Source organism: Shewanella sp. 10N.286.52.A9 (assembly GCF_041468985.1).
In the GTDB taxonomy this organism is placed as follows: Bacteria; Pseudomonadota; Gammaproteobacteria; order Enterobacterales; family Shewanellaceae; genus Shewanella; species Shewanella japonica.
In genome coordinates, this window is the sequence record NZ_JBFRJQ010000026.1 from 43,915 (window position 1) to 69,652 (window position 25,738).

At 41.6% G+C, this 25,738-nt stretch carries 27 protein-coding genes; 20 read left to right on the top strand and 7 right to left on the bottom strand.

From position 1 onward, the window contains the following. Positions 1-76 precede the first annotated feature (76 nt). From miaB to AB4128_RS16605, 6 genes are all read left to right on the top strand, one after another. The gene (miaB, locus tag AB4128_RS16580; protein WP_372038334.1) at positions 77-1,504 is read left to right on the top strand and encodes a tRNA (N6-isopentenyl adenosine(37)-C2)-methylthiotransferase MiaB; all 1,428 of its coding nucleotides are present in this window, start codon (positions 77-79) and stop codon (positions 1,502-1,504) included. 137 nt (positions 1,505-1,641) lie between these two features. Continuing rightward, on the top strand, positions 1,642-2,730 hold the full coding sequence (locus AB4128_RS16585; protein WP_055025757.1) for a PhoH family protein: 1,089 nt from the start codon (positions 1,642-1,644) through the stop codon (positions 2,728-2,730). After that, entirely contained in the window at positions 2,720-3,202 is a 483-nt protein-coding gene (gene ybeY, locus AB4128_RS16590; RefSeq protein WP_055025758.1) for an rRNA maturation RNase YbeY, read from the top strand. Before AB4128_RS16585 ends, ybeY begins: the two co-directional genes overlap by 11 nt. A gap of 51 nt (positions 3,203-3,253) precedes the next feature. Continuing rightward, the gene (gene corC / locus AB4128_RS16595; protein ID WP_055025759.1) at positions 3,254-4,132 is read left to right on the top strand and encodes a CNNM family magnesium/cobalt transport protein CorC; all 879 of its coding nucleotides are present in this window, start codon (positions 3,254-3,256) and stop codon (positions 4,130-4,132) included. A gap of 46 nt (positions 4,133-4,178) precedes the next feature. Further along, a complete protein-coding gene (gene lnt / locus AB4128_RS16600; protein ID WP_119969155.1) occupies positions 4,179-5,708 on the top strand; it encodes an apolipoprotein N-acyltransferase in 1,530 nt (509 codons plus the stop codon). Beyond that, entirely contained in the window at positions 5,705-6,199 is a 495-nt protein-coding gene (locus tag AB4128_RS16605; protein WP_372038336.1) for a prepilin-type N-terminal cleavage/methylation domain-containing protein, read from the top strand. Before lnt ends, AB4128_RS16605 begins: the two co-directional genes overlap by 4 nt. Positions 6,200-6,243: 44 nt before the next feature. Here AB4128_RS16605 and AB4128_RS16610 read toward each other — a convergent pair whose 3' ends face one another. Next, positions 6,244-6,744: a zinc ribbon-containing protein gene (locus AB4128_RS16610; RefSeq protein ID WP_055025761.1), complete on the bottom strand. Its 501-nt coding sequence runs from the start codon at positions 6,742-6,744 to the stop codon at positions 6,244-6,246. Between the two features lie 120 nt (positions 6,745-6,864). Between AB4128_RS16610 and leuS the strand changes: the two genes are divergently transcribed. From leuS to lipA, 14 genes are all read left to right on the top strand, one after another. Continuing rightward, a complete protein-coding gene (leuS, locus tag AB4128_RS16615; RefSeq protein ID WP_055025762.1) occupies positions 6,865-9,444 on the top strand; it encodes a leucine--tRNA ligase in 2,580 nt (859 codons plus the stop codon). Between the two features lie 163 nt (positions 9,445-9,607). Then, entirely contained in the window at positions 9,608-10,102 is a 495-nt protein-coding gene (lptE, locus tag AB4128_RS16620) for an LPS assembly lipoprotein LptE (protein ID WP_055025763.1), read from the top strand. Beyond that, on the top strand, positions 10,102-11,133 hold the full coding sequence (gene holA, locus AB4128_RS16625; RefSeq protein ID WP_372038337.1) for a DNA polymerase III subunit delta: 1,032 nt from the start codon (positions 10,102-10,104) through the stop codon (positions 11,131-11,133). The genes lptE and holA overlap by 1 nt, the downstream gene beginning before the upstream one ends. Then, positions 11,130-11,783, top strand: coding sequence for a nicotinate-nucleotide adenylyltransferase (gene nadD, locus AB4128_RS16630; RefSeq protein WP_372038338.1), 654 nt, complete (start codon positions 11,130-11,132; stop codon positions 11,781-11,783). Before holA ends, nadD begins: the two co-directional genes overlap by 4 nt. A gap of 88 nt (positions 11,784-11,871) precedes the next feature. Further along, positions 11,872-12,201 (top strand): ribosome silencing factor, encoded by a 330-nt coding sequence (gene rsfS, locus AB4128_RS16635; RefSeq protein ID WP_055025766.1) that lies wholly within the window; start codon positions 11,872-11,874, stop codon positions 12,199-12,201. Then, on the top strand, positions 12,201-12,671 hold the full coding sequence (rlmH, locus tag AB4128_RS16640) for a 23S rRNA (pseudouridine(1915)-N(3))-methyltransferase RlmH (protein WP_055025767.1): 471 nt from the start codon (positions 12,201-12,203) through the stop codon (positions 12,669-12,671). The genes rsfS and rlmH overlap by 1 nt, the downstream gene beginning before the upstream one ends. 95 nt (positions 12,672-12,766) lie before the next feature. After that, positions 12,767-14,623 carry a penicillin-binding protein 2 gene (gene mrdA, locus AB4128_RS16645; protein WP_055025768.1) on the top strand — a complete coding sequence of 619 codons (1,857 nt, stop codon included), beginning with the start codon at positions 12,767-12,769 and terminating at the stop codon, positions 14,621-14,623. Beyond that, a complete protein-coding gene (gene rodA, locus AB4128_RS16650; RefSeq protein ID WP_055025769.1) occupies positions 14,620-15,732 on the top strand; it encodes a rod shape-determining protein RodA in 1,113 nt (370 codons plus the stop codon). Before mrdA ends, rodA begins: the two co-directional genes overlap by 4 nt. Before the next feature lie 89 nt (positions 15,733-15,821). Continuing rightward, a complete protein-coding gene (gene mltB, locus AB4128_RS16655; protein ID WP_372038339.1) occupies positions 15,822-16,859 on the top strand; it encodes a lytic murein transglycosylase B in 1,038 nt (345 codons plus the stop codon). Then, positions 16,849-17,661, top strand: a complete 813-nt coding sequence (locus AB4128_RS16660) for a septal ring lytic transglycosylase RlpA family protein (RefSeq protein ID WP_372038340.1) — start codon at positions 16,849-16,851, stop codon at positions 17,659-17,661. Before mltB ends, AB4128_RS16660 begins: the two co-directional genes overlap by 11 nt. A 224-nt stretch (positions 17,662-17,885) precedes the next feature. Then, a complete protein-coding gene (locus AB4128_RS16665) occupies positions 17,886-19,061 on the top strand; it encodes a serine hydrolase (protein ID WP_080917405.1) in 1,176 nt (391 codons plus the stop codon). 157 nt (positions 19,062-19,218) lie between these two features. Further along, positions 19,219-19,485 (top strand): DUF493 family protein YbeD, encoded by a 267-nt coding sequence (gene ybeD / locus AB4128_RS16670; protein WP_055025773.1) that lies wholly within the window; start codon positions 19,219-19,221, stop codon positions 19,483-19,485. A gap of 93 nt (positions 19,486-19,578) precedes the next feature. Beyond that, positions 19,579-20,229 carry a lipoyl(octanoyl) transferase LipB gene (gene lipB / locus AB4128_RS16675; RefSeq protein ID WP_065110013.1) on the top strand — a complete coding sequence of 217 codons (651 nt, stop codon included), beginning with the start codon at positions 19,579-19,581 and terminating at the stop codon, positions 20,227-20,229. Position 20,230: 1 nt separating this feature from the next. Beyond that, positions 20,231-21,196, top strand: coding sequence for a lipoyl synthase (lipA, locus tag AB4128_RS16680; RefSeq protein ID WP_055025775.1), 966 nt, complete (start codon positions 20,231-20,233; stop codon positions 21,194-21,196). Between the two features lie 107 nt (positions 21,197-21,303). Here lipA and AB4128_RS16685 read toward each other — a convergent pair whose 3' ends face one another. The 6 genes from AB4128_RS16685 to AB4128_RS16710 form a co-directional block, all read right to left on the bottom strand. Then, entirely contained in the window at positions 21,304-21,522 is a 219-nt protein-coding gene (locus AB4128_RS16685; RefSeq protein WP_080917403.1) for a DUF6500 family protein, read from the bottom strand. Between the two features lie 135 nt (positions 21,523-21,657). Beyond that, positions 21,658-22,158, bottom strand: a complete 501-nt coding sequence (gene rimI, locus AB4128_RS16690; RefSeq protein ID WP_372038341.1) for a ribosomal protein S18-alanine N-acetyltransferase — start codon at positions 22,156-22,158, stop codon at positions 21,658-21,660. 70 nt (positions 22,159-22,228) lie between these two features. After that, a complete protein-coding gene (locus AB4128_RS16695; protein WP_372038342.1) occupies positions 22,229-22,585 on the bottom strand; it encodes a hypothetical protein in 357 nt (118 codons plus the stop codon). 189 nt (positions 22,586-22,774) lie between these two features. Continuing rightward, positions 22,775-24,553, bottom strand: a complete 1,779-nt coding sequence (locus tag AB4128_RS16700) for a GGDEF domain-containing protein (RefSeq protein ID WP_055025777.1) — start codon at positions 24,551-24,553, stop codon at positions 22,775-22,777. Positions 24,554-24,567: 14 nt separating this feature from the next. Beyond that, entirely contained in the window at positions 24,568-24,825 is a 258-nt protein-coding gene (locus AB4128_RS16705; RefSeq protein ID WP_055025778.1) for a hypothetical protein, read from the bottom strand. 74 nt (positions 24,826-24,899) lie between these two features. Beyond that, the gene (locus tag AB4128_RS16710; protein ID WP_372038343.1) at positions 24,900-25,700 is read right to left on the bottom strand and encodes an SAM-dependent methyltransferase; all 801 of its coding nucleotides are present in this window, start codon (positions 25,698-25,700) and stop codon (positions 24,900-24,902) included. Positions 25,701-25,738: the final 38 nt, after the last annotated feature.

Consider the following 25,738-nt stretch of genomic DNA (forward strand, 5'->3'; position numbering starts at 1 on the left):
ACAAAGGCTAGCCAGCGAGCCTTTGTGCAGTTAAAATACTCGGCTATTTTTCTGTGGTAATAGAACGGCGTAACTGATGAGTAAAAAACTGCACATAAAAACCTGGGGCTGTCAGATGAACGAGTACGATTCATCTAAAATGGCTGTTTTGCTGGACGATTATCAAGGTTATACCTTGACTGAGGATGCTGAAGAAGCAGACGTACTGCTACTAAACACATGTTCAATTCGTGAAAAAGCACAGGAAAAAGTGTTTCATCAGCTTGGTCGCTGGAAAACCTTAAAAGATAAAAAACCTGATTTAATTATCGGTGTTGGCGGCTGTGTTGCGTCGCAAGAAGGTAAAGCAATTAAAGAACGTGCTCAGTGTGTTGATATTATTTTTGGCCCACAAACCTTACACCGTCTTCCTGAAATGATTACCCAAATCAATAACGGTGATAAAGCCGTTATTGATGTGAGCTTCCCTGAAATCGAAAAGTTTGACCGTTTACCTGAGCCTAAAGCTGATGGTCCAACGGCGTTCGTGTCCATTATGGAAGGTTGCAGTAAATATTGTTCTTTCTGTGTTGTGCCATACACACGTGGTGAAGAAGTCAGCCGCCCTGTCGATGATGTGATTCTAGAAGTTGCACAACTCGCGGAGCAAGGTGTACGTGAAGTAAACCTACTTGGCCAAAACGTTAATGCTTTCCGTGGCCCAACTCACGATGATGAAATCTGCACCTTTGCTGAGCTCATTCGCTTAGTAGCATCTATTGATGGCATCGATCGTATTCGCTTTACCACGAGTCACCCTATCGAGTTTTCACAAGACATTATTGATGTCTATGAAGATACACCTGAATTAGTGAGCTTCTTGCACTTACCTGTTCAGTCAGGTTCAGATCGCATCTTAACTAACATGAAACGTGGCCATATGGCGATTGAATACAAGTCAATCATCCGTCGCTTACGTAAAGCCCGTCCTGATATTCACATCAGTTCTGACTTTATTATTGGTTTCCCAGGTGAAACTCAAGCTGACTTTGAAGACACCATGAAGTTAATTGAAGATGTGAGCTTTGATCACAGCTTCAGCTTTATCTACAGTGCACGTCCTGGTACTCCAGCAGCGGACTTGCCTGATGATGTATCCATGGAAGAGAAAAAACAGCGACTAGCGATTTTACAAGACCGTATTACTCAACAAGCGATGCGTTACAGCCGTCAAATGCTAGGTACAGTGCAACGTATTATGGTAGAAGGTCCATCTGTAAAGAATCCAATGGAGCTTCGTGGTCGTACTGAAAATAATCGTGTCGTTAACTTTGAAGGCGATCCAAAGTGCATTGGTGGCTTTGTTGATGTTGAAATCGTTGACGTTTACACGAATTCATTACGTGGCGTATTTGTCCGTGGTGAAGACGAAATGGATTTACGTCGTAGTTTACGCCCGTCAGATATTTTGGCTAAACATAAAACCGATGATGATTTAGGTGTGACTAAGTTCACTCCAAACTAATCATTAATCAGATTATGTTTTGTTAATAAAGGCGGCCTTGAGCCGCCTTTATTATGCTTTTACCATCATAGCGTGGTATTTTAGCGTTTACACTCGTAGATTGATTGTTAATAAACTCTCGTTTTGGAGCAATATTTTTGTCCACTAAAGTAACAACCATGAATTTGTACCTTGAGCCCTCAGAGACTCGAAGGTTGGCCTCATTATGTGGTCCTTATGATGACAACATTAAACAACTTGAGCGCCGTTTAGGGGTTGAAATTGCCCACAAAAACAATCATTTCAAGATTGTAGGCCTACCACGCAACGCATTTAATGCGAATAATTTGCTCAAGCAGTTATATATTGAAACGCAAACGGTTAAAGGCAGCACCCCTGATCTTGAACCTGAGCGCGTGCATTTAGCCATACAAGAAGTCATCAACCTTGAAGCTGAAAGCTCAGGTGAAGACAGTGCCCTGCACATCAAAACTAAACGCGGTGTTATCAAGCCAAGAAATCCAAATCAAGCCAATTATGTGGCCAATATTGCCAAGCATGATATTACTTTTGGTATTGGTCCTGCTGGTACGGGTAAAACCTTCTTAGCCGTGGCTGCAGCCGTTGATGCCCTTGAGCGCCAAGAAGTCCGCCGTATTTTGCTAACTCGACCAGCGGTTGAAGCAGGTGAAAAATTAGGTTTCTTGCCTGGTGATTTAAGCCAGAAAGTCGACCCTTACTTACGCCCGCTTTATGATGCATTATTTGAAATGCTCGGATTTGAAAAAGTTGAAAAACTGATTGAGCGCAACATTATTGAAATCGCGCCACTTGCTTATATGCGAGGCCGTACCTTAAATGATGCGTTTGTTATTTTGGATGAAAGCCAAAATACAACGGTTGAACAAATGAAAATGTTCCTAACCCGTATCGGCTTTAATTCTCGCGCTGTTATCACAGGTGATATTACTCAAATAGATTTGCCTCGTAGCCAAAAGTCTGGTCTACGCCAAGCTATCGAAGTGCTCAGCGAAGTGAATGACATCAGCTTTAACTTTTTCATGTCACACGATGTTGTGCGTCACCCAATTGTTGCTAGAATTGTTGAAGCCTATGATGCCTTCGACAGTAAAGAGCTAGCAATAAAAGCAGAAAAAGAGCGCCAGTACAAAAAGCGACAAGAAGCATTTAACGAACAAATGACGCAAGAAAATCATGCTACTGAGGTCGTTAAAAATGAGCTCTGAGAAAAGCACGAAACTGGAGCTAGATGTAGACTTACAGATTGCGGTAAATGACCCACAAGCTATTCCGACACAAGAAGAGTTTGAATTATGGGTTCGCACCGCAATTGGTAACACAATGGCACAAGCTGAATTGACGATTCGTATTGTCGAAAATACTGAAAGTCAGCAGCTTAACCATACTTATCGAGGCAAGGATAAACCAACAAATGTTTTATCGTTTCCCTTCGATGCCCCACCAGGGGTAGAATTGCCACTTTTAGGTGATTTAATCATTGCTGCTGAGGTCGTAGAACTCGAAGCAAAACAACAAAATAAGCCCCTTGTTGCACATTGGGCTCATATGGTTATTCATGGCTGCTTGCATTTGCTAGGTTATGACCATATTATCGACAGTGAAGCCGAAGAAATGGAGTCATTAGAGACTCAACTCATTGAAGGTTTAGGTTTTTCAAATCCGTATAAGGAAGCATAAATAAGTCAAAGGATTGCATGAAAGTGCCCTCCAGCGATTTAGTAAAATATTATGAGTGACGACATCCCACCGAGTACCAGCGCCCGTAAAAAAAACTGGATTGACAAAATAGGTCAGTTGTTTCAGGGCGAACCTCAAAATCGTGAAGATCTTGTTGATGTGATTGCAGGCGCTGAAGAGCGTGATCTCATTACCGAAGATACTCGCGAAATGATGAATGGTGTTTTAGAAGTATCGGGTCTTCGCGTTCGCGATATTATGATCCCTCGAAGCCAAATAGTCACATTACAAATCGATAGTACTGTTGAAGAGTTACTTGAAACAGTCATCGAATCAGCGCACTCTCGTTTTCCCGTAGTAAACGAAGACAAAGATCATATTGAAGGTATTTTGTTAGCAAAAGATCTACTCAAATATGGTTTTAAGCAATCTGACCAACCTTTCTCATTACACCAAGTCATTCGACCTGCTGTAGTTGTCCCAGAAAGTAAACGAGTCGATGTGCTGCTAAAAGAATTCCGCTCCCAACGTTATCATATGGCCATTGTGGTTGATGAGTACGGTGGTGTATCCGGTCTAGTCACCATTGAAGATATCTTGGAAGAAATCGTCGGCGAAATTGAAGACGAATTTGACCATAGCTCAGTGGAAGATACGGAAATCAAGAAGATCAGTAACACAGCGTTTATGATTAAAGCCCGCACGCCCATTGATGAATTCAATGAAGCTTGTGGTACCCAATTCAGCGACGAAGAGTTCGATACTGTCGGTGGTTTAGTGTCTCATGCCTTTGGTCATTTACCAGAGCGTAATGAAAGCGTGTTAATCGAAGGCATTGAATTCAAAGTCACTAACGCTGATACTCGACGACTCATTCAGCTTAGTGTGAAGTTACCTGATCCTAAACTTCAAGAAGACAACGACGACTAACACTGTGTTTAAAAAAAATAATATCTCTGCATCATCTTTAGTTAAGATGATGACCGCTTTTATTGCGGGTGCTTCAACCACACTCGCTTTTGCGCCCTACTCCATTTGGGCCTTCTATCCAGCGGCGATGTTATTTGTCCTCTGGCAAAGCCGTAAATTAACCCCAAAAGAAAACTTCTTTCACTGGTTAAGTTTCGGCTTTGGCTGTTTTGCCTTTGGTATAAGCTGGGTACATGTCAGCATCGACACCTTTGGGGGATTACCCTTATTTGTATCGATGACATTAATGGGGTTATTAGCTCTTTACCTAGCACTTTATCCTGCACTGGCAGGCTACCTCACCGCTAAGCTTAGTCAACACCCACGCTTTAAGCATTGGCATTGTTATTTCCAATATCTAGGTTTGTTTCCAGCTCTTTGGGTTATTACAGAGTGGATGCGAGGCTGGGTATTAACTGGGTTCCCGTGGTTATGGGCTGGCTACAGCCAAACCCAAGGGCCGCTTTCTGAGTTAGCCAGCATTGTTGGCGCACTTGGATTAAGTTACATCATTGCCCTATTCTGTGGCTCTATTGCATTAGTCATGAAAAAGCGCTTTATGAGTGCCATCATTATTTCTGCAGTGCTATTGGCGTCCACAATCGCAGCACCAATGATATCGGACATTACCCCTCGCAATGAGACTGTAAAAGTTGCCTTGGTGCAAGGTAATATTGCACAAAGCATGAAATGGGAGCCTGATGCACTATGGCCTACACTGCTAAAATACATGGACTTAAGCCGTCCAAATTTTGATGCTGATATTGTCATATGGCCAGAGGCTGCTGTTCCAGCACCAGAATCAATGGTGGGTGATTTTTTAAGAAACACAGATAAAGTCGCCAATATGAATGACAGTGCCATTATTACTGGCATCATCAGTCTGCAAAAGAATGATTTTTATAATTCTCTTATTGTCCTAGGTAACGCTAATAAAGCTGTTCAACCTATGGGCGATTATCAAGGCAATGGCACTAATGATTATAAAAAACACCACTTACTGCCTATCGGTGAATTCGTCCCGTTTGAGAGTCTACTAAGACCATTGGCACCGTTTTTTAATCTGCCAATGTCATCATTTGCTAGGGGAAATTTTCAACAGCAAAACCTTAACGCTATGGGGTATCAAATTGCTCCAGCACTTTGCTATGAAATCGTATTTCCAGAACAGCTTCGCGCCAATACTCATGCTGATACTGATTTACTGCTTACAGTGTCAAATGATGCATGGTTTGGTGACTCAATTGGCCCCCTACAGCACATGGAAATTGCCCAAATGCGCTCAATTGAGCTTGGTAGACCACTGGTTCGAGCAACCAATAATGGCGTGACAGCTGTGGTTGATGTCCACGGTCGTATTACCCACCAAATACCACAATTTAAAGAAGGCGTATTAGTGGCCGATGTCGCTTTATATGACGGTGAAACTTGGTTTAAACATCTAGGTCAGACCCCATTATTGATATTGTGCTGGTTACTATTACTCATAGGCATCGCTATTCAAGTGTCGATATGGAAACAGAGCAAAACTGATTGAACCAAAAACAAAAGCAAACAGGGTTTACCTTAATTGAGCTCTTTGTTGTCATTATCATTTTGGCTATTTTAGCCATCGTGGCAGCACCTAAATTTATCACTGTCTCTACAGAAGCGAGAGTCAGTGGCCTTGCACAGCTCAATGCCAGTGCTAAAACAGCAAATAATCTTGTTTATGCCCGCTCGCAGATGAGTAGTTTCTCAACCCAATCAGTAGGAAATAGAACGGATTTATTGGATATTGATTTAGAAGGTGATGGCAGCTTTAATACCCGCCTAAAATGGGGTTACCTAGACAATACTGATATCGAAAAATGGCTCATTATTGATGATGGTTTTGTGATTGAGTACCAAGGCATTGCAAATACCTTTATCGGTTACGATTTAAACCAAGACGGCAAAGTCCAAGATGACCAATGCTATTTTCTCTATACCCAAGCTGCTAATGCAACCACCCCACCAGGCTATGTCAACGAGGTGTCTGGGTGTTAAACCTTTAATTGGCTCAGCTGAGCCAATTAACCTTTGCTAAAACATTAAGGTGCTAAAGATTCTCGGGTGAACATTTCATTATCACACTGAGGGCAGTCAGGAATTAAGCTTGGAAACTCAATGCTCATTTCATGGTTACATTCAGTACAAATGACCTTTCCTTGGTTTATCACCTCACCCGACATATAAAAGCCCTTGTGTTTGAAGTCTTGGGCAATCTCATGCCATTCAACTTGGCTTCTATCCGTAATTTCACCTAGCCAATGCCAAAGGGTGTTTTCTAAAGTGATAACTGTAGGACTAAAACTGAGATTTTCAGCATTTTCCTCTTTTACATAGCTTGCGATGTCACGCTTTAAAAATTCTTCTACTAAAGCGAGCTCCTCTGCTTGAGCTTCTGACTTCAATTGCAAATAATCTTTACACTGGGTTACTGATGCAAAAAGGCTCTTTGCAGTCAATGAGTTATCTTCTTCATAGCGCTGTTTCACTTGCTCAAAAAGCGTCTGATAAAGCCCTAATAATGCTGAACTTCTTCCACTCATAAAAAATACTCCTTCATCTGAACCTTTTTAATGCATCACTTCTAGTTTATTCTATGCAGATCTCACTCGCGCTTTTTAGCGTTAGATCAAACAATGGGCGGCATAGGCCGGAATAGATTGATGCAAGAGCAATATAATCCCTCAGAAATTGAAGCCCTAGTGCAAAAGCACTGGGAAGACAAAAAAACCTTCGAAGTTACAGAAGATGAAAACAAAGAGAAATTTTACTGTCTCTCAATGTTCCCTTATCCATCTGGTCGACTTCACATGGGACACGTCCGTAACTACACCATAGGTGATGTTGTTGCTCGTTACCAACGTTTGCAAGGTAAAAATGTGTTACAACCTATCGGTTGGGACTCATTCGGCCTACCTGCTGAAAATGCGGCAATCAACAACAAGACAGCCCCAGCACCGTGGACATACGAAAATATCGACTACATGAAAAACCAGCTTAAATTATTAGGTTTTGGTTATGATTGGAGTCGTGAAATTGCGACTTGTACTCCTGAGTACTACCAGTGGGAGCAATGGTTCTTCACCAAGTTATACGAAAAAGGCTTAGTCTATAAAAAGACTGCGTCAGTAAACTGGTGTCCAAACGATGAAACCGTACTCGCCAATGAACAAGTACAAGACGGCTGCTGCTGGCGCTGTGACACTGAAGTGGTTCAAAAAGAAATCCCTCAGTGGTTCATCAAAATTACCGATTACGCTGAAGAGCTATTAAATGATATTGATCAGCTTGACGAATGGCCTGAACAGGTTAAGTCAATGCAGCGTAACTGGATTGGCCGCAGTGAAGGTATCGAAATGACCTTTAATGTTGCTAACAGTGACGAGACGTTCGATATCTACACAACACGTCCTGATACCGTTATGGGTGTGACGTATGTTGCGATTGCAAGCGGTCACCCGCTAGCAGAAAAAGCCGCGCTGAATAACCCAGAGTTAGCTGCATTCATTGAAGAATGTAAAAACGTTGATACCACTGAAGCTGCTATGGCTGCAATGGAGAAAAAAGGCGTTGCAACGGGTCTTAATGCCATTCACCCATTAACGGGTAAAGAAGTCCCAATTTGGGTCGGAAACTTTGTATTAATGAACTATGGTACAGGCGCTGTTATGTCAGTTCCTGCTCATGATCAACGTGATTACGAATTTGCTAAAAAGTATGGTTTAGCCATTGAAGCTGTAATTAAGCCAGTTGATGGTGAGCTAGATATTAGTGAAGAAGCCTTCACTGAAAAAGGCGTACTATTTAATTCAGCTGAGTTCGACGGTCTTGAATTCCAAGCCGCTTTTGATGCGATTGATGCAAAACTTGCCGCAGAAGGTAAAGGGAAGCGTCAAGTCAACTTCCGTCTACGTGACTGGGGTGTTTCTCGTCAACGCTACTGGGGCGCACCAATTCCAATGGTGACCCTTGAAGACGGTACTGTCATGCCAACGCCAGAAGAGCAACTACCCGTTGTCTTACCTGAAGATGTGGTAATGGATGGTATTCAAAGCCCAATTAAAGCAGACAAAGAATGGGCTAAGACAGAAGTTAACGGCCAGCCAGCACTGCGTGAAACAGATACCTTCGATACCTTTATGGAATCATCTTGGTACTACGCACGTTACTGTAGCCCGCATGCCGATCAAATGCTTGACCCTGCTAAAGCGAACTACTGGTTACCAGTGGATCAATACATTGGTGGTATCGAACATGCGTGTATGCACTTACTTTACTTCCGTTTCTTCCACAAATTACTTCGCGATATCGGATTAGTGGATTCGAACGAGCCAGCAAAACGTCTATTGACTCAAGGTATGGTACTTGCTGATGCGTACTACTACACCAATGAGAAAGGCGCTCGAGTTTGGGTTTCACCAGCTGATGTAACAGTTCAAGAAACTGACGACAAAGGCCGTGTAGTTAAGGCTGTCGACAAAGAAGGCCATGAGCTGGTTTACACCGGTATGAGCAAAATGTCGAAGTCTAAGAATAACGGTATTGACCCACAAGAAATGGTTGATAAATACGGTGCTGACACCGTACGTTTATTCATGATGTTTGCTGCACCACCTGAGCTCACTCTTGAGTGGCAAGAATCAAGTGTTGAAGGTGCACATCGCTTTATTAAGCGTTTATGGAAAACGGCACACGATCATGTTGCTCAAGGTGACGTTGTTGCTCTTGACCCTAAAGCGCTTGATAACAATCAAAAAGCACTTCGTCGTGAACTGCATAAGACCATCGCCAAAGTCAGTGATGACATCGAGCGTCGTCAAATGTTCAACACTGCTATTGCCGCTATCATGGAGCTAATGAACAAATTGCAAAAAGCACCGTCTGCTAACGAGCAAGATCGTGCACTTATGCAAGAAGCATTAACTGCAGTAACGCGTTTGCTTTACCCTATCATTCCACATACAAGCTTTAGCTTATGGACTGCATTAGGTAACCAAACTGATATTGAAGACAGCTTATGGCCAACAGTTGATGAATCAGCACTGGTTGAAGACAGCAAACTTATTATCGTTCAAGTGAATGGTAAACTGCGCGCTAAAATCACCGTTGCTGCAGATGCATCAAAAGAAGAAGTTGAAGCATTAGGCTTAGCGGATGAAAACGTACAAAAATTCACTGACGGTGTCACCGTGCGTAAAGTGATTTACGTACCAGGTAAACTGCTGAACATTGTTGCAAAATAATCATTTTCAACAATTAACGCTGTTCACTACAGTGAAATAATGCATTTTCTGACAGTAAGGTTGCTATTGATTAGCAACCTTACTTATTTCCCTGTAATCTATTATTCAACTTTGCTTAAGCAAAATATCCACTCCAACGTTTAAAAGGATGCCAATAACAGTGATGCTAATACAACGCATTAGCTTGGCAATAATCGCACTGGTTATCTTAACCACTGCAGGTTGCGGCTTTAAATTACAACGCAGTTATTCTATTCCAGCTGAGCTTGAAGAATTACATTTAAGTACCAGCGATCAATACAGTGAGCTATCAAGACTGGTAAGCGACAGATTACGTATTCATGCAGTCTCAACAGTACCTGCATCAGATACAACGCCAACACTAAGGTTAATTAACGACTCATTAGAGCGAGCGACATTATCGTTATACCCAACAGGTAACGTTGCCGAATACGAATTGATTTATTTAGTGAATTATTCCGTCACTTTGCCACAATCTGAACCACAAATTTTCCATGCTGAAGTACGTCGCGATTACCAAGACGATCCTCGTACAGCTCTCGCTAAAAGTCGCGAGATGGATATGTTGGTCAAAGAAATGCGTATTCAAGCAGCTGACAACATTATTCAAACGTTGGCCTCAATCGAGGTGAATTGATGCGGGTTTACCCAGATCAAATAAGCCAGCATTTAAAAAATCCGCAAGGTTGCTACCTGTTATTTGGCGATGACCCATGGCTCATCGAAAATTGCAAAGGACAGATTTTAGCAGCAGCGAAAAAGCATGGCTTTGATGAACGTGTTCACTTAACTCAAGAAACAGGTTTCAGCTGGAATGATTTGATTCAGGAATGGCAATCCATGAGTTTATTTGCCAGTCGACGGATCATTGAATTAACCCTGCCACAAGCTAAACCCGGCACAGAAGGCTCTGCTGCATTAATTTCAATGATGCAAAGCCCTAATCCAGACATTATTTTACTTATTCACGGACCAAAGCTGTCCGCTGAAACTAAAAGTAAATGGTTTAAGACCCTCGATGCATCTGGCATTTATTTACCTTGTACTACCCCAGAAGGGAAGCAATTTCAGCGCTGGCTAGATAACCGAATCCATCATTATCATTTGCAAGTGCAAATGGATGCCAAAGCCATGCTGTTTAATTTGTTTGAAGGTAACTTATTAGCAGCAGAGCAAGCACTACAGCTACTGCAATTACTCAGTCCGGAACAACCGATTCATAGTGATCATTTAACTGATTATTTTGAAGATCAATCTCGCTTTACCGTATATCAGCTTACGGATGCCCTATTAGGTAACCATCAAAAGCACGCACAGCACATGCTGGTGCAATTAAATGGTGAAGGCACCGCCATGCCAATTTTAATGTGGGCACTGTTTAAAGAACTTAATGTACTGCTTAGTTTAAAAACGGCGGTCGAAGAAGGCGCACAGCTTAATAGTCTTTGGCAACAGCACCGAATATGGGATAAACGCAAACCGCTTTATCAAGCAGCATTAACGCGCTTAACCCTAAGCCAAATCGAACACATGCTTGCCTTTGCTTCAAAAATGGAAATGAATCTCAAACAACACGGTATTGAAGATTGGACCGCTATGAGCCATTTATGTCTGCTATTTGATCCAAATGCACATCGCCGCCTTGCCCATATTGAGCTACAGACATGAAAATAGGATTACTAGGCGGCACTTTTGATCCAATTCATTTAGGTCACATCAAGCCCGCATTGGAAGTCTTGCATCAGCTAAATCTCGATAAAATTTGGTTAATGCCAAATCATATACCGCCCCACAAACAATCAACGACAGTCAACACTCAACATCGTCTTGCAATGACTCAAGCTGTCTGTGAGCTATATGATGAGTTTGCACTTTGTGATATTGAAATTAATCGTGACACGCCATCATATTCGGTAGCAACGTTAGCATTACTTAAACAGCAATATCCCCAGCATCAGTTTTACTTCATTATGGGAACCGACTCGTTTATCCAATTACCCACTTGGTATCACTGGCAATCATTATTCGACTTATGCCATATCGTCGTGTGTCAGCGACCAGGTTGGCAGTTAATAGCTGAACATCCAATGACAATCGTATTAGCAGATAACCAACTCGTCAGTACCAGTGCATTGACAGGAAAAATCTACCCTATCGAAGTACAGCCGCAAGATATCTCCTCGACACAAATACGCCAATTGCTGAGCAATTTAACAGTCGAAGAACGCCAAGACTCAAACAATGCACAGCTAAATGCATTACTCCCTGAGGTCATTCAGCAATACATTTGCCAACATAGTCTGTATCAAGCTAATTAAGCTGTTCATTTGCACGCCAGTTCAATTGCGCTAACAGGGGTATTTTGCGTATAATGCCCCGTTGTTTTAACAGATCGAGGTAAGTGACGTGCAGAGCACGGAATTAAAAGATTTTGTTGTCGATAAGATCGATGACCTAAAAGCCAAAGACGTTGTGGTATTAGACGTGGCAAACCAATCGCACATTACTGATTTTATGGTAATTTGTTCTGGTACATCAAAAACACATGTTCGTGCAATCGCAGAGAATATGATTGTCGAAGCTAAAACTGCAGGCATGCAACCGTTAGGTGTTGAAGGTCGTGATAGCAGCGAATGGGTACTGGTTGATTTAGGTGGCGTAATTTTACACGTGATGCAGCAAGCAACACGCGAATTCTACGACCTAGAAAAACTATGGACTGATAGCGACGCATAATGAAGTTACAACTGATTGCTGTTGGCACTAAGATGCCAGATTGGGTCACCCGCGGATTTGAAGAGTACCAACGTCGCTTTCCTCGCGATATGGCGTTAGAACTGATTGAAATCCCCGCAGGAAAGCGCGGTAAAAATGCTGATATAGCACGCATTCTTCAAAAAGAAGGCGAACTTATGCTAGCAGCAGTGCCCAAAGGCAATCACATTGTAAGCCTAGATTTGCCAGGCAAGAATTGGGAAACGCCTCAACTTGCTCAGCAACTCAGTAAATGGCAACTTGATGGCCGCGATGTCAGCTTATTGATTGGCGGTCCTGAAGGTCTTGCTCCTGACTGTAAAGCAGCAGCAAGCCAAAGTTGGTGTTTATCTGCACTGACTTTACCCCATCCATTAGTTCGAGTTTTGGTGGCAGAAAGCCTTTATCGAGCATGGAGCATAAATAACAACCACCCCTACCACAGAGAATAAACCTAATTGGTAAAGCGCTGGTAAAAGTGAAGTTAATTCAGCTAATATAGCTATTCTGAATTTTTTCTGCCTTACCCCTATCGGAGATAGCTTAAGTGTCGCCAAAAAAGCGCATTGCCATGCACGACCACGCTGCCGAGGCGTCGCTATTCAAACGTCGTGCTTTGTTTACCTTCCTGTGCGTATTTGTCCTAATCAGTATCCTGCTGTCTAATCTATACCAATTGCAGGTTGTCTCTTTCCAAGATTACGAAACACGCTCCAATGATAACCGTATTCGTGTGGTGCCTGTTGCACCTAGTCGTGGTCTTATTTATGACAGACACGGACAGTTATTGGCTGAAAACCAACCTTTTTATACGTTAGAACTGATCCCAGAAAAAGCCCAAGGAATAACTGAGTCGCTGGATAAACTCAATGAGATCATTGCGCTCACCCCAGATGAACGAGAAAGCATCACTGAAAGATTGCGTTACCATCGCCGCTTTAAGCCACTTACAATTAAATCCCGTCTCACTGAAGAACAAGTTGCCACATTTAGTGTTAACCAACACCAATTTCCTGGCTTTAGAGTAGAGGCAGGCCTTAAACGTCATTACCCATATGAAGGCTTAATGACCCATGTATTGGGTTATGTTGGAAAAATTAATGCTCGTGACCGTGCTTCACTTGAAAGCTCAGGACAATGGAAAAACTATGCCGCAACCAATGACATTGGCAAACAAGGCATCGAAAAATTCTACGAAAGCTTATTATTAGGTAAACCTGGCCACTTAGAAGAAGAAGTGAATAACCGTGGTCGAGTGATCCGTACCTTAAAAGTCACCCCGCCGACACCGGGTCAAGATATCTACTTAACATTAGATTTAAAACTGCAGCAAAAAGCCATGGAGTTACTCGATGGTCGCCGTGGCTCTGTTGTCGCTATTGACCCGCAAGATGGTGGTGTTCTCGCCATGGTTTCTAGCCCAACTTACGACCCTAATTTATTCGTACATGGCATTAGTTCTAAAGCCTATAGCGCATTACTTAATGATAAATCTAGGCCTTTGATTAACCGTGCAACACAAGGTCAATATTCACCTGCATCGACGATTAAACCCCATGTCGCACTGCTTGGGCTAGAAGAAAAAACCATTACCGAGAAAACCCGTATTTGGGATCCTGGTTTTTGGCAAATTCCAAATGTTGAGCGTAAGTACCGAGATTGGAAACGTTGGGGTCACGGTTGGGTAGATGTGTATAGTTCAATCATGGATTCCTGCGACACGTTTTTCTATGATCTCGCCTATAAAGTCGGTGTCGATAAAATTGCCCAGTTTATGTCCCAATTTGGTTTTGGCGAATCCACTGGCATCGATATTTACGAAGAGGCCAACGGCATCATGCCTTCAAAAGATTGGAAGCGCATGCGCTATAACCAACCTTGGTATATTGGTGACACTATTTCGGTGGGAATTGGCCAAGGCTACTGGACAACCACGCCATTACAGCTAACGAATGCTGCCACCATATTAGCCAATCATGGACAGCGCTTCACACCTCATTTATTAAAATCATTTAAAGATGAAACATCAAAAATTGATACACCGATAGATGAGCAAGCCCCAATTGTGCTCGATAATGACAACAACTGGGAAATCATCAATGAAGCAATGCGCCGCACAGCTCACAAATCTCGCTTTACCGATGCTACTTATACCGCAGCAATGAAAACCGGTACGGCGCAAGTATTCAGTGTCGCACAAGATGCCAAATACGATTCTGAAACCGTTGCAGAGCATTTACGAGATAACGCATTAATCATTGCCTATGCCCCTTATGAGAACCCGAAAATAGTCTTAGCAGTTGTACTTGAAAATGCTGGCTGGGGTGGTGTTAATGCAGGGCCAGTTGCCCGTGCTCTATTGGATGAATATATGTTACGTGACGAATGGAAGGTAGAAGAATGAATGCTTCTCACCACCCACATAAAAAAAATATCTGGCAAAAACTTCACATAGATTTGCCACTATTACTGGGCCTATTAGCATTAATGCTATTTGGCTTATTTGTGATTTATTCAGCCAGTGGCGAAGATGCTGCCATGATGGAGCGTCAGTTAGTTCGCTTAACACTGTCGCTAGGCGTAATGTTTGTATTCGCACAAATTAACCCTGAAATCCTCAGGCGGTGGGCTCTGCCCATCTACGTTGCCGGCATAATACTGCTCTTGGGAGTGCACTTTTTTGGCACCATCAATAAAGGCGCACAACGTTGGTTAAACCTCGGTTTTATGGAGTTTCAGCCCTCTGAACTCATCAAATTAGCCTTCCCAATTACGATGGCTTGGTATATCAGTAAGTTTCCATTGCCGCCTAAAAAACGTCACTTAGCGGGTGGTTTAGTCATACTGTTAATCCCAACGTTATTAATTGCCAAACAACCGGATTTAGGGACCTCGATTCTTGTTGCCGCATCAGGTGTATTTGTCCTGTTTTTATCAGGCATGAGCTGGGTTATTGTCGGCAGTTGTGTCGCAGCAATTTTGGCGCTTCTGCCAATACTGTGGTTCTTTTTAATGCACGATTATCAACGTACACGTGTGATGACCCTATTCGATCCTGAACGTGACCCTCTAGGTGCTGGCTATCATATTATCCAATCCAAAATTGCTATTGGTTCTGGTGGTCTTTGGGGTAAAGGCTGGCTACAGGGCTCACAATCACAATTAGAATTCTTACCTGAGCGCCACACTGATTTCATTTTTGCCGTGATAGGCGAAGAGTTTGGTTTGATAGGTAGTTTAATTTTATTAGGCTTGTACTTGTATATCATTGGCCGAGGCCTTGTTATCGCCTCACGAGCACAAACCAGTTTTGCCCGCTTACTCGCAGGCAGTATTACCCTGACCTTCTTCGTTTATATTTTCGTGAATATTGGCATGGTTTCCGGCATTTTACCTGTAGTGGGCGTACCACTGCCGTTAGTCAGCTATGGCGGTACATCGATGATGACATTGATGATAGGATTTGGCATCTTAATGAGTATTCATACTCATCGACGATTCATAGACCGTTAAGTATTGCGCTGTATATTATGCCTCGAGTCGTAACACAACGGCTCGCATTACAATAAGTCGCTAATAAACATTAAACAATAGGATTGTTAATGCACTTTAAAACAAGACTCGCAGCTGGATTAGCATTGCTACTGAGCTGCACCAGCCTTCAAGCTGAAGATACGGTGAATACGCAAGTGACTGATAGCGCTACGATGACCGATAGCGCTGAAGTCCTCGCCCTAAAACAAGAATTTATCGCCACCCAAGTCAGTAAAGGGTTTACTGAACAAGAAGTGCAGCAATTTCTTTCCAGTGCTAACCACAATCAAGCTGTATTAGATGCCATTTCAAAACCTTGGGAAGCCAAACCTTGGCATCAATATTACCCCATTTTCTTAACTGATAAGCGATTAGAAAAAGGCCTCGCATTTTGGCAAGAAAATGCTGAGACCATTCAAAAGGCAGCTGAAAGATTTCAAGTCGACCCACAAATTATCGTGGCCATTATTGGTATTGAAACTTTCTACGGCGGTTACATGGGTAACTATAAGGTTCAAGATGCTTTATATACCTTAGGATTTTATTACCCGCCAAGAGCGACCTTTTTCCGCAGCGAGTTTGGCAACTTGATGTCACTGATCAAAGAAGAACAATTAGATAACGATAATCTAAAAGGCTCTTACGCTGGCGCAATGGGTTATGGTCAATTTATTCCTTCAAGTTATCGCCATTACTCTGTTGACTTCAGTGGCGATGGACGTCGAGATTTACTCAATAGTAAAGAAGACGCCATTGGCAGTGTTGCTAACTACTTTCATCAACACGGATGGAAAAAAGGTGCTCCTGTTACACTCAAATTAAACCACACCAGTGACACTGCGCCTGCTGCAAGTGTTTGGGTTAAGGGTAAGCCAACACAAACCGTTGCAGACATTTTAGCGCCAAGTTTAAGTCTGGCAGAATCTAAAGACATCGATGCATCACAACCTGCATTATTAATTAAGCTTGAACAACCTGAGATGAACGAGTATTGGTTAGGTTTAAATAATTTTTACGTCATCACTCGTTATAATCGTAGCCCGCTTTATGCTATGGCCGTATACCAGTTTAGCCAACAGTTAGAAGCAGCTTATCATGCAAAATAACACTCGTTTAAGCCTTATCATAGTGAGTTTATGTGCTTTGCTCAGCGCGTGTTCAAGCTCTGGTTCAAGCCAAGATGATCGTTATCAAATGAAAAATGATCGGGCTCCGAAAAGTGCCCCAGATGTCAGTAAAGTTGAAGATGCCCATCCCAAATATGAGCCCTACAGTCGACAAGGCAATAAGCGAACGTATACCGTGCGTGGTAAGTCATATACTGTACTACCGACAGCAAAAGACTTCAGACAAAGTGGTTACGCCTCTTGGTACGGCTCTAAGTTTCATGGTCATTTAACCTCAAATGGCGAAACCTATGACATGTACTCAATGTCTGCGGCGCACAAGACTTTGCCTTTACCTAGCTATGTTAAAGTGACCAATGAAGCCAATAACAAACAGGTTATCGTTCGAGTCAATGATCGCGGCCCATTTCACGAAGGGCGTATTATTGATTTGTCATATGCTGCGGCCTATAAACTCGACATGCTAGGTAGCGGTACTGCCAAAGTAAGTATTGAAACCATTCATATAGAGTCACCAGAATCTATGGCCCTAGATGAGCTAAAAGATGACAGCGTACATATCATTCAAGTTGTGGCCTCTAAAGACCAAGTAAGAATTAACGTATTAGCGAAAGAGTTTGAGCGCAAATACAAGGTGCCTGCAATAGTAGAAAGTGCAAATGGCTTTTACCGCTTACTGCTAGGACCGATAGCGCAAACCTACCTAGCCAATAAGTTATTAACCCAGATAAAACAAGACGGTTACCCACAAAGTTACCTGAGAACACCGACAAAAAAATAAATCGATAATAACCTGTCATTACCGACTGTAAATTAACCCTTGTTAATGAACCTAAATGCCAATTTATGGTCGACTAATGATATAATTGTTTTAATTGTGTCGTTTTAGTGTGTAAATCAACTGAAGTAGTTAGCTACTTTATGTTTAACTCGCTGTAATATCATTAAATATTGATTAACGACTCGACTTCTTTCATGACTAACCAGAGATGTGCAAACTCAATGATGAAAATTGTAAACACACCGCTTAAATCTTTGCTGCTGCTTTCCGCTGTATCTTTTTCTTCTCAAGCAGCCAACGCACCTATGGTTATGCCAAATGCGCCAACGGTAGCCGCTAAAGCTTACGTATTAATGGATTACAACTCTGGCCGCATTATTGCTGAAAATAATGCCTATGAGTCACTTAACCCTGCTAGCTTAACCAAAATGATGACCAGCTACGTTATTGGTCATGAAGTTAAAGTTGGCAACATTTCGCTGGATGACGAAGTAACCATCAGTAAAAAAGCATGGTCTAAAAACTTCCCAGATTCGTCGAAAATGTTTATCGAAGTAGGTAAAAAAGTCACTGTTGAAGACCTAAACCGAGGCATTATTATTCAATCGGGTAACGATGCTTGTGTTGCCATGGCTGAGCATATTGCCGGAACAGAAGACGGCTTTGTCGACTTAATGAACTCTTGGTCAAAACAGCTTGGTATGACCCAAAGTTACTTTGAAAACTCACACGGTCTTGATTCTGACAACCACAAAACAACTGCATACGACATGGCATTATTAGGTGCTGCATTAATTCGTGATGTACCAGATGAATACCGTGTTTACTCTGAAAAGTCATTTACCTTTAACGGTATTAAACAGTACAACCGTAATGGCTTGCTATGGGACAACAGCTTAAATGTTGATGGTATTAAAACAGGCCACACTTCAGGCGCTGGGTATAACCTAGTCTCTTCTGCAACCAATGACGGCATGCGTTTAATCACTGTTGTGATGGGTACGGGCAGTGAGTCAGCTCGTAAAGCGGAAAGCAAAAAGTTACTTAATTATGGTTTCCGTTTCTTTGAAACGATTACCCCTTATAAAGCGGGTGACACCTTTGTAACTCAAAAAATCTGGTATGGCGATCGTGAAACGGTAGATTTAGGTGTGGTCACTGACACCCCAATTACCATTAATCGTGGTCAAGCTAAAAACTTACAAGCTAACTTCGAGCTAACTAAGCCTTTATCTGCGCCTTTAGCTAAAGGTGAGACGGTTGGCCGTATCTTCTTCCAACTTAACGGAAAAGATATTGCTGAGTTCCCACTTGTTACTCTTAATGAAGTGAACGAAGGCAGCTGGTTTAGTAAACTTATGGATTACTTCAAGCAAATGTTTGAAGGTTGGTTTGGCTAAACCTAGCTAAAAACCATAACCTCGCTTCATATAAATAAAGTCACCTTAGGGTGACTTTATTTTTTACCGCTTTATTTAACCGCATTAGCCTTGTATTACAGTATAATTACCCCATATAGAACACAAAGCACAAATCACAACCGCAGAGAGCACACACATGATAGATACAAACTTTGGCGAATTAATGGAATTCCCGAATTCTTGCCCATTCAAAGTCATTGGCGCAGCAGATGATACGCTAGCCGATCGTGTTGTTGCCGTTGCACAACAGCTTGCTCCAGGCGATTACGCCCCAACAGTAAAATCGTCAAGCAAAGGTACGTACTACGCTATTTCTATTCGTATTACTGTAACGAGCAAAGAGCACATCGAAAAAGTTTATACAGATCTTGCAGCAATTGAAGGCGTTAACCGCGTACTTTAATTGCGTTTAAAACGTGATCAACCTAACACTTTAATGTCTTTTTAGTGTTAGGTGCGTATAATAAGCCATCTTTTTTGAGGGGAGAGGTTGCCCTTGCAAACTCAAGCGTTACATATCAGACATCTTGGACGCCAAGATTACGAATCAGTGTGGCATGCAATGCAAGCCTATACCGATAATCGTGATAGCGACAGCAATGACGAATTATGGATTGTTGAACACTCGCCCGTATTCACCCAAGGCCAAGCAGGCAAAAGCGAGCACATCCTCAACCCTGGTGACATTCCCGTCATACAAGTCGACCGCGGCGGTCAAGTGACTTATCACGGTCCAGGTCAACTGGTTGTATACCCTCTTATCGACATCAAGCGCAGTAAACTAGGCGTACGACAACTGGTCAATAACATCGAGCAAAGCATTGTCGATATGTTGGCTATGTATGATGTTAATGCATACGCTAAAGCTGATGCTCCAGGTGTTTACGTTGACGAACGCAAAGTGGCTTCTTTAGGGCTTAGAATTCGTAAAGGCTGCTCTTTTCATGGCCTTGCCCTCAATGTCGATATGGATTTAGCGCCGTTTCAACGCATCAACCCGTGTGGTTATGCGGGGCTTGAAATGGTGCAATGCAAAGCATTAGGCGGCCCTCAAACCGTAACTGAAGCTGGCGAAAAACTGATTCAAACATTAAGCAAAGTATTGGGCTACCAAGAACTTGTACATCATCAAGGATTAGCAGAATAATATGAATAGGCCTGAAAGATTACAACCTGGTGTAAAACTGCGTGATGCCGAAAAAGTCGCACGTATTCCAGTAAAAGTGGTTCCTTCTGAAAAAGAAACCATGTTGCGCAAACCTAATTGGTTACGCGTGAAGCTACCTGCATCGAACCAACGTATTACTGAAATTAAATCAGCACTGCGTAAAAATGGCTTACATTCAGTCTGTGAAGAGGCATCATGCCCAAACCTTGCTGAATGTTTTAACCATGGTACAGCTACATTCATGATCTTAGGTGCCATTTGTACTCGTCGCTGCCCTTTCTGTGACGTTGCCCATGGGCGTCCGCTAAAACCTGATGCTGAAGAGCCTAAAAAGTTAGCGCAAACCATCAAGGATATGAAACTTAAGTATGTGGTTATTACCTCTGTTGACCGTGATGATTTACGTGATGGCGGCGCACAGCACTTTGCTGATTGTATCCGTGAAATCCGTATTTTAAATCCGCATATCAAAATTGAGATTTTAGTGCCTGATTTCCGTGGTCGTATTGATGCAGCACTAGACATCATTGCCACTGAGCCACCTGATGTGTTTAACCACAACTTAGAAACAGCGCCTAAGCATTACCGTAAAGCGCGTCCTGGTGCTAACTATCAATGGTCACTCGATTTATTAAAACGTTTTAAAGAGCGCCACCCTAATGTACCGACTAAATCGGGTTTAATGATGGGACTCGGTGAAACTAACGAAGAAATCGCTCAAGTGCTGCGTGACTTACGTGCTCATGACGTTGAAATGCTAACTTTAGGTCAATATTTACAGCCTTCTAAGTTCCATTTACCTGTTGAACGTTATGTACCGCCAGCTGAATTTGACGAATTAAAAGCACTCGCTGATGAACTTGGCTTTACCCATGCAGCTTGTGGTCCGTTAGTACGCTCAAGCTACCATGCAGATTTACAAGCTCAAGGTAAAGAAGTGAAGTAAGTAGTTAAAGCTGGTCGATTTAACCAAAAAAACGGCGCATCGCGCCGTTTTTTATGAGCCATAAGTTAACCTAACTGGCAAATGACAAGTTTACCCGCAAGCTGATTTTATCGCCCTTGTTGAACCATGTTTTTGATTATCTTGGCTTTAACAAAATGGTCGAGCTTATGTGTTTGAATCCACCAAGTTGCGGCTTCCATCAACAACTCAGGGTCATCATTTTTATTAGCAAAAAACGCATAAAATGACACGCCAACATTATCCCCTTTCACCGCAATTTTTTTATCACACACTTCAATGATTTTGGCTCTTAGTGATGCTCTCATATCCACTTAATTCTCATACTCAGTTAATGCTTACAGCCATCGCGGTTGCGTGTTTCAAAAAGCCTAGCGACTTCTTACTCTTATATAATGACGTCAATAATGCTTAGTTAAATCAACCTAACATGATAGGTCATATCAGGCAGCTTCAATCGAGTAATCCATTAATATGGCATCTTCTCGGCCAGTATCACACGGATAATAGCCCTTACGCCTACCAGATTCACTGAATCCTAATTTATGATACAAGCCGATCGCAGCTTGATTTGATTGCCGAACTTCTAGCATCACAACTACCGCGTCATACTGCCTTGCATCAATCATAAGATGGTCAAGTAATTGCTTACCTAACCCTAATCCTTGATAATTTGGCACAATACAAATATCCAGCAAGGTTAGTTCATCAACTATTTGCTGCACTATGGCAAAACCAACTAATGTCTGCCCATCATAAGCGCCATAAACGCGATATAAACGCCCAAAACAGTCTGCTAAGTTTGTAAGGCTCCAAGGGTGACTGTGAGCCTGCTGTTCAATATTAAACATCTCAGGAGCGTTCTCAACCTCCAGTAGACGGATTGTTACCGTTAAAGAAGAAGGTATTTTTTGATGTTCAGGTAGCGATGAGTTATCAGACATAAGATGTTGGATTCATATGGTAATGATGAGAATAGAATGACTTACTTTAGGTATTAAAAACCGCTAAAACCTAAGCTGCTTTTGATAAATGTTGATAAATCTGCTGCCACAGTTCACGTTTGGCTTGATGCCCTTGCTGCAGTTCATCTAAAGGGGACGACACTAACCAAGCCACTCGGGGGCGCACTTTTAACTTACGCATATCCCAGACAACCTGCATTCCCCTGACCATTTCGGTATCAAAATCACAATCAGCAAGTGCGATATTCAATAAAGATAGCACCTCTGTAACTAACGGGTGCAGGCTAATATCAGCCCCATTATTATCAGCCTCGCTGTCATAAATGATTAAATATGGTTTTCCTTTCGCATCAGCACTGCGCCAACGAGTTACCCCCATTGCATCTAAATAAGCTGATTTTTCCAAAAGAGTACTCCCTAAGCGAAAGACGACATAAAGGTTGAGGTAACGAAACAACTTGATAAGTGACTAGAATAGCAGTTCATTAATCAATTTGTTAAACAAAAATAAAGCAATTAATGCTTTTCAGCACAATCGCTTTATCTATAAACAATGATTAGTTTTAAATTTCTGCCAACTTATAATGATAACCCCTTATATCATCACTCCGTCAGCATCTTTTGCGGACTCAACATCAGCATAATTACAAACTCGGTTACGGCCAGTATGCTTGGCAAGGTACATGGCACTATCAGCATTGCTGGTTAACGCCTCTAGGCTGTAATCAGACTGCTGGCTATCTGTAACGCCAAAACTTGCACTTATTGGGAACTCATACCCGCTTGGCGAGCTGTCTAATGCTGCTATCGCTTTACGGTAATCTTCGGCAATATTCATCGCCATTTCAGCATTACAGTTCGATAAAACAACACAGAACTCTTCGCCGCCTATGCGCGCAAATATATCTTGCTTACGCTTTAAGTCATCACAAGTACTAGCAACATGTTTAAGCACCCAGTCACCGCAACCATGACCATGTTTATCGTTAATACCTTTAAAGTTATCTAAATCAAATAGAATACAGCTGATTGTATCTTGATTCTTTTGACAGGCCGTAATCGCCTCTTGCGCAGCAGAGGTAAAATGACCACGGTTGAATATCTGAGTCAGCGAATCATATTGCGCTAAACGCTTTAAACGTTTCTGGGTTTGTTTGGCACGAATCGAGGCTAAACTTAATAAGCTTATAACCATGATCAATAAGGCCATAAACAAGCGATTATTTTCAGTTTCACTTTCAGCAAGGCGCTGGCTAGCTTGTAATAGCTTGTTCTGTTTGTTAAGCAATTCAATTTGGACTTTTTGCTCAACCGCTTTGTGTTGTGCTAACTGGAAGGCAAGATATTTGGTTTTTAGGTCATCGAAAAAAGCTTTGTCTGCCTCAGCAAACTTAATGTAGTATTTTAATGCTTCTTCAAAGTTATTTTCTTTAACTGCTACTTTATACAAAACTTCGAAAGCAACTATCTCCGATTCTGTGTTCTCCATACCAACACTAAGTTCGATAGTCTTATTAGCAAAATTTTGAGCTTCAGTGAATTGACCTGTTCCATAATAAGATTGAGACAATAAAGCGTAAAACTGAAATAAACTGGGCACATACTTTAGCCTTTTGATATCTGAAATATTTGATTCCAGTAAATCAATTACCTCCCTAAATTTCTGTTCATCAACGAGTTGTTTAGCTATAAATATATTTATTAAATTTAGCCATACGATTTCATCACTAATAAAACAAGATTCGATAGCTAATTTAATATCTTCAGAATCTACATCTAATTGACCAAGGTGATACTTCGATTCAACAATTTGATGTTTTGCAACACATAAATCCCTTCCGTGTAAAGATAAAGAGTCTAACTTTTGCGCATAACTTAACCCAAGATCATACTGACCTATTTGATTATAAAATATCGAAGCTGCCGATATTCCTAAATTGCTTATAGTTTGGTCTTTAATCAAATGAAGATTTGAGATATTTTGTTCTAAGTATTTCAATCCTTCATTCCACCTTTTGGTGTAAGCAAAAATATTTATCAAAGATAAATTTGCCCTAAACCTTAACTCAAGCGAAGAGTTTGACTCACTTAGCTCCACCCAAATTGACTCAGCCTTTTTGTACTCACCATTAAATGCTAACTGGTACCCTTTCAAGTAATTGAAGTAATCTTTTTGTGCTAAGTTAAGTTCAACTTCTCTAGCCTTTAAAGCATTAATTAAGGTATTAAACCTTTTAGGTTTTTTTGTTCTTAAACTATCAGCTTCGCGTAACATTTCTTCTGTGGATAAACTAGCATTAGTCACTACTTCATTAGCCCAAGCTGAGCCAATGAAGAGAAATGCAAATACTGCGATGCTGATAAATTTAATCATTACTTTCAATAAATTTATTGAGCCAAAGAAGTAATTTTACTTTCTTCTTGTTCTGATTCATCTTCATCTTCATCTGCTGGCAGTAATGCGCAAACAATTTCAGGGCATACATCAAGCTGATTAACTAATGACTTAACATCCTTATTATTCAATGCTGTTATAAGTTCTGGAGTTAAACCTGACTCAGAAATTGCTTTTTCAAAGCTTGTTGCAGATTCAGACAAAATTGCATCTTTCCCTAAACGTTCTAAAAGTTTGATTACACTAGACATCGTATCTCCTTATATTACATTACGCTTTAAAAGCGCTTTTATTATCATGTTGAAAAAATATGTACTTAAACTATTTACTGTTTCGTAACTGCTGACAAATTTTTTTCAATTTCAGTCAAACGAGCTAAAACCTTTTTATTAGGCTTCATTTTTTGACTTGGTGGAATGACTAACGTTGTATGCATATGAATATCTGCATCAATTAAATCAGAAATAGAAATCCACTCTTCTCGCACTGAATCAATCGGTAATACTGCTGCTTCATATAAAATCACTTGATGATCTAATGAATACTTTTCAGTCAATAGTTCTACCAAAACTTGTCTATGAGCAGCACCTGTTGAGAATTTTGCTAATGACTTATCACCCGCGAGACCTATTTGCCACAAAATAAGATAACAAGAGGGATCATACTGGCGTTTATAAAACATAAACTGACTGGCTTCAAACTGTTGGCAACCAAAGCGTCCAGGATCGATACCTAAGTCAGCGATTAAACAATCTTCAGCTGAAATTCCTGGCACCATCCGTGCTGGAAAGCCTTCAGCTTTTGCCATTGCAATTGACTTATGCGGCGCTTGGGCAAATACCCCTGGGTGGCCATAAAAAGCGCCAACTACTCGTTTACCCGCCCTCACTTCAGTCATCATCGCATCAACCATTTCATTGTAAGTAATTTGGCGATTCTTACCTTCTTGGTAGTATTTCTGTAGGCTACGCACATCAGGGTGCATTTCCTGTAACCATATTTCAGTAATCCCGTGCGACACACCTGAAAATACGACATCTGCTTGTTCAATATAACTTTTACTTAAAGGGCAAATGTGTGCCCCTAGCGTCATGCCAATGCCTACGCAGGCTAAACTTCCTGTCATGTCTTCTCTTTGAATTATTGTAATTTTTTCACAATTGA

Excerpts from the sequence above, each read along its gene's own strand:
- miaB (WP_372038334.1), top strand. The coding sequence starts at position 77 with ATGAGTAAAAAACTGCACATAAAAACCTGGGGCTGTCAGATGAACGAG.
- rlmH (WP_055025767.1), top strand. The coding sequence starts at position 12,201 with ATGAAGTTACAACTGATTGCTGTTGGCACTAAGATGCCAGATTGGGTC.
- ybeD (WP_055025773.1), top strand. The coding sequence starts at position 19,219 with ATGATAGATACAAACTTTGGCGAATTAATGGAATTCCCGAATTCTTGC.
- corC (WP_055025759.1), top strand. The coding sequence starts at position 3,254 with ATGAGTGACGACATCCCACCGAGTACCAGCGCCCGTAAAAAAAACTGG.
- lipA (WP_055025775.1), top strand. The coding sequence starts at position 20,231 with ATGAATAGGCCTGAAAGATTACAACCTGGTGTAAAACTGCGTGATGCC.
- AB4128_RS16665 (WP_080917405.1), top strand. The coding sequence starts at position 17,886 with ATGAAAATTGTAAACACACCGCTTAAATCTTTGCTGCTGCTTTCCGCT.
- AB4128_RS16610 (WP_055025761.1), bottom strand. The coding sequence starts at position 6,744 with ATGAGTGGAAGAAGTTCAGCATTATTAGGGCTTTATCAGACGCTTTTT.
- AB4128_RS16685 (WP_080917403.1), bottom strand. The coding sequence starts at position 21,522 with ATGAGAGCATCACTAAGAGCCAAAATCATTGAAGTGTGTGATAAAAAA.
- AB4128_RS16660 (WP_372038340.1), top strand. The coding sequence starts at position 16,849 with ATGCAAAATAACACTCGTTTAAGCCTTATCATAGTGAGTTTATGTGCT.
- holA (WP_372038337.1), top strand. The coding sequence starts at position 10,102 with ATGCGGGTTTACCCAGATCAAATAAGCCAGCATTTAAAAAATCCGCAA.
- nadD (WP_372038338.1), top strand. The coding sequence starts at position 11,130 with ATGAAAATAGGATTACTAGGCGGCACTTTTGATCCAATTCATTTAGGT.
- AB4128_RS16700 (WP_055025777.1), bottom strand. The coding sequence starts at position 24,553 with ATGATTAAATTTATCAGCATCGCAGTATTTGCATTTCTCTTCATTGGC.
- lptE (WP_055025763.1), top strand. The coding sequence starts at position 9,608 with ATGCTAATACAACGCATTAGCTTGGCAATAATCGCACTGGTTATCTTA.
- AB4128_RS16705 (WP_055025778.1), bottom strand. The coding sequence starts at position 24,825 with ATGTCTAGTGTAATCAAACTTTTAGAACGTTTAGGGAAAGATGCAATT.
- ybeY (WP_055025758.1), top strand. The coding sequence starts at position 2,720 with ATGAGCTCTGAGAAAAGCACGAAACTGGAGCTAGATGTAGACTTACAG.
- rimI (WP_372038341.1), bottom strand. The coding sequence starts at position 22,158 with ATGTCTGATAACTCATCGCTACCTGAACATCAAAAAATACCTTCTTCT.
- lnt (WP_119969155.1), top strand. The coding sequence starts at position 4,179 with ATGATGACCGCTTTTATTGCGGGTGCTTCAACCACACTCGCTTTTGCG.
- rodA (WP_055025769.1), top strand. The coding sequence starts at position 14,620 with ATGAATGCTTCTCACCACCCACATAAAAAAAATATCTGGCAAAAACTT.
- leuS (WP_055025762.1), top strand. The coding sequence starts at position 6,865 with ATGCAAGAGCAATATAATCCCTCAGAAATTGAAGCCCTAGTGCAAAAG.
- mltB (WP_372038339.1), top strand. The coding sequence starts at position 15,822 with ATGCACTTTAAAACAAGACTCGCAGCTGGATTAGCATTGCTACTGAGC.
- AB4128_RS16710 (WP_372038343.1), bottom strand. The coding sequence starts at position 25,700 with ATGACAGGAAGTTTAGCCTGCGTAGGCATTGGCATGACGCTAGGGGCA.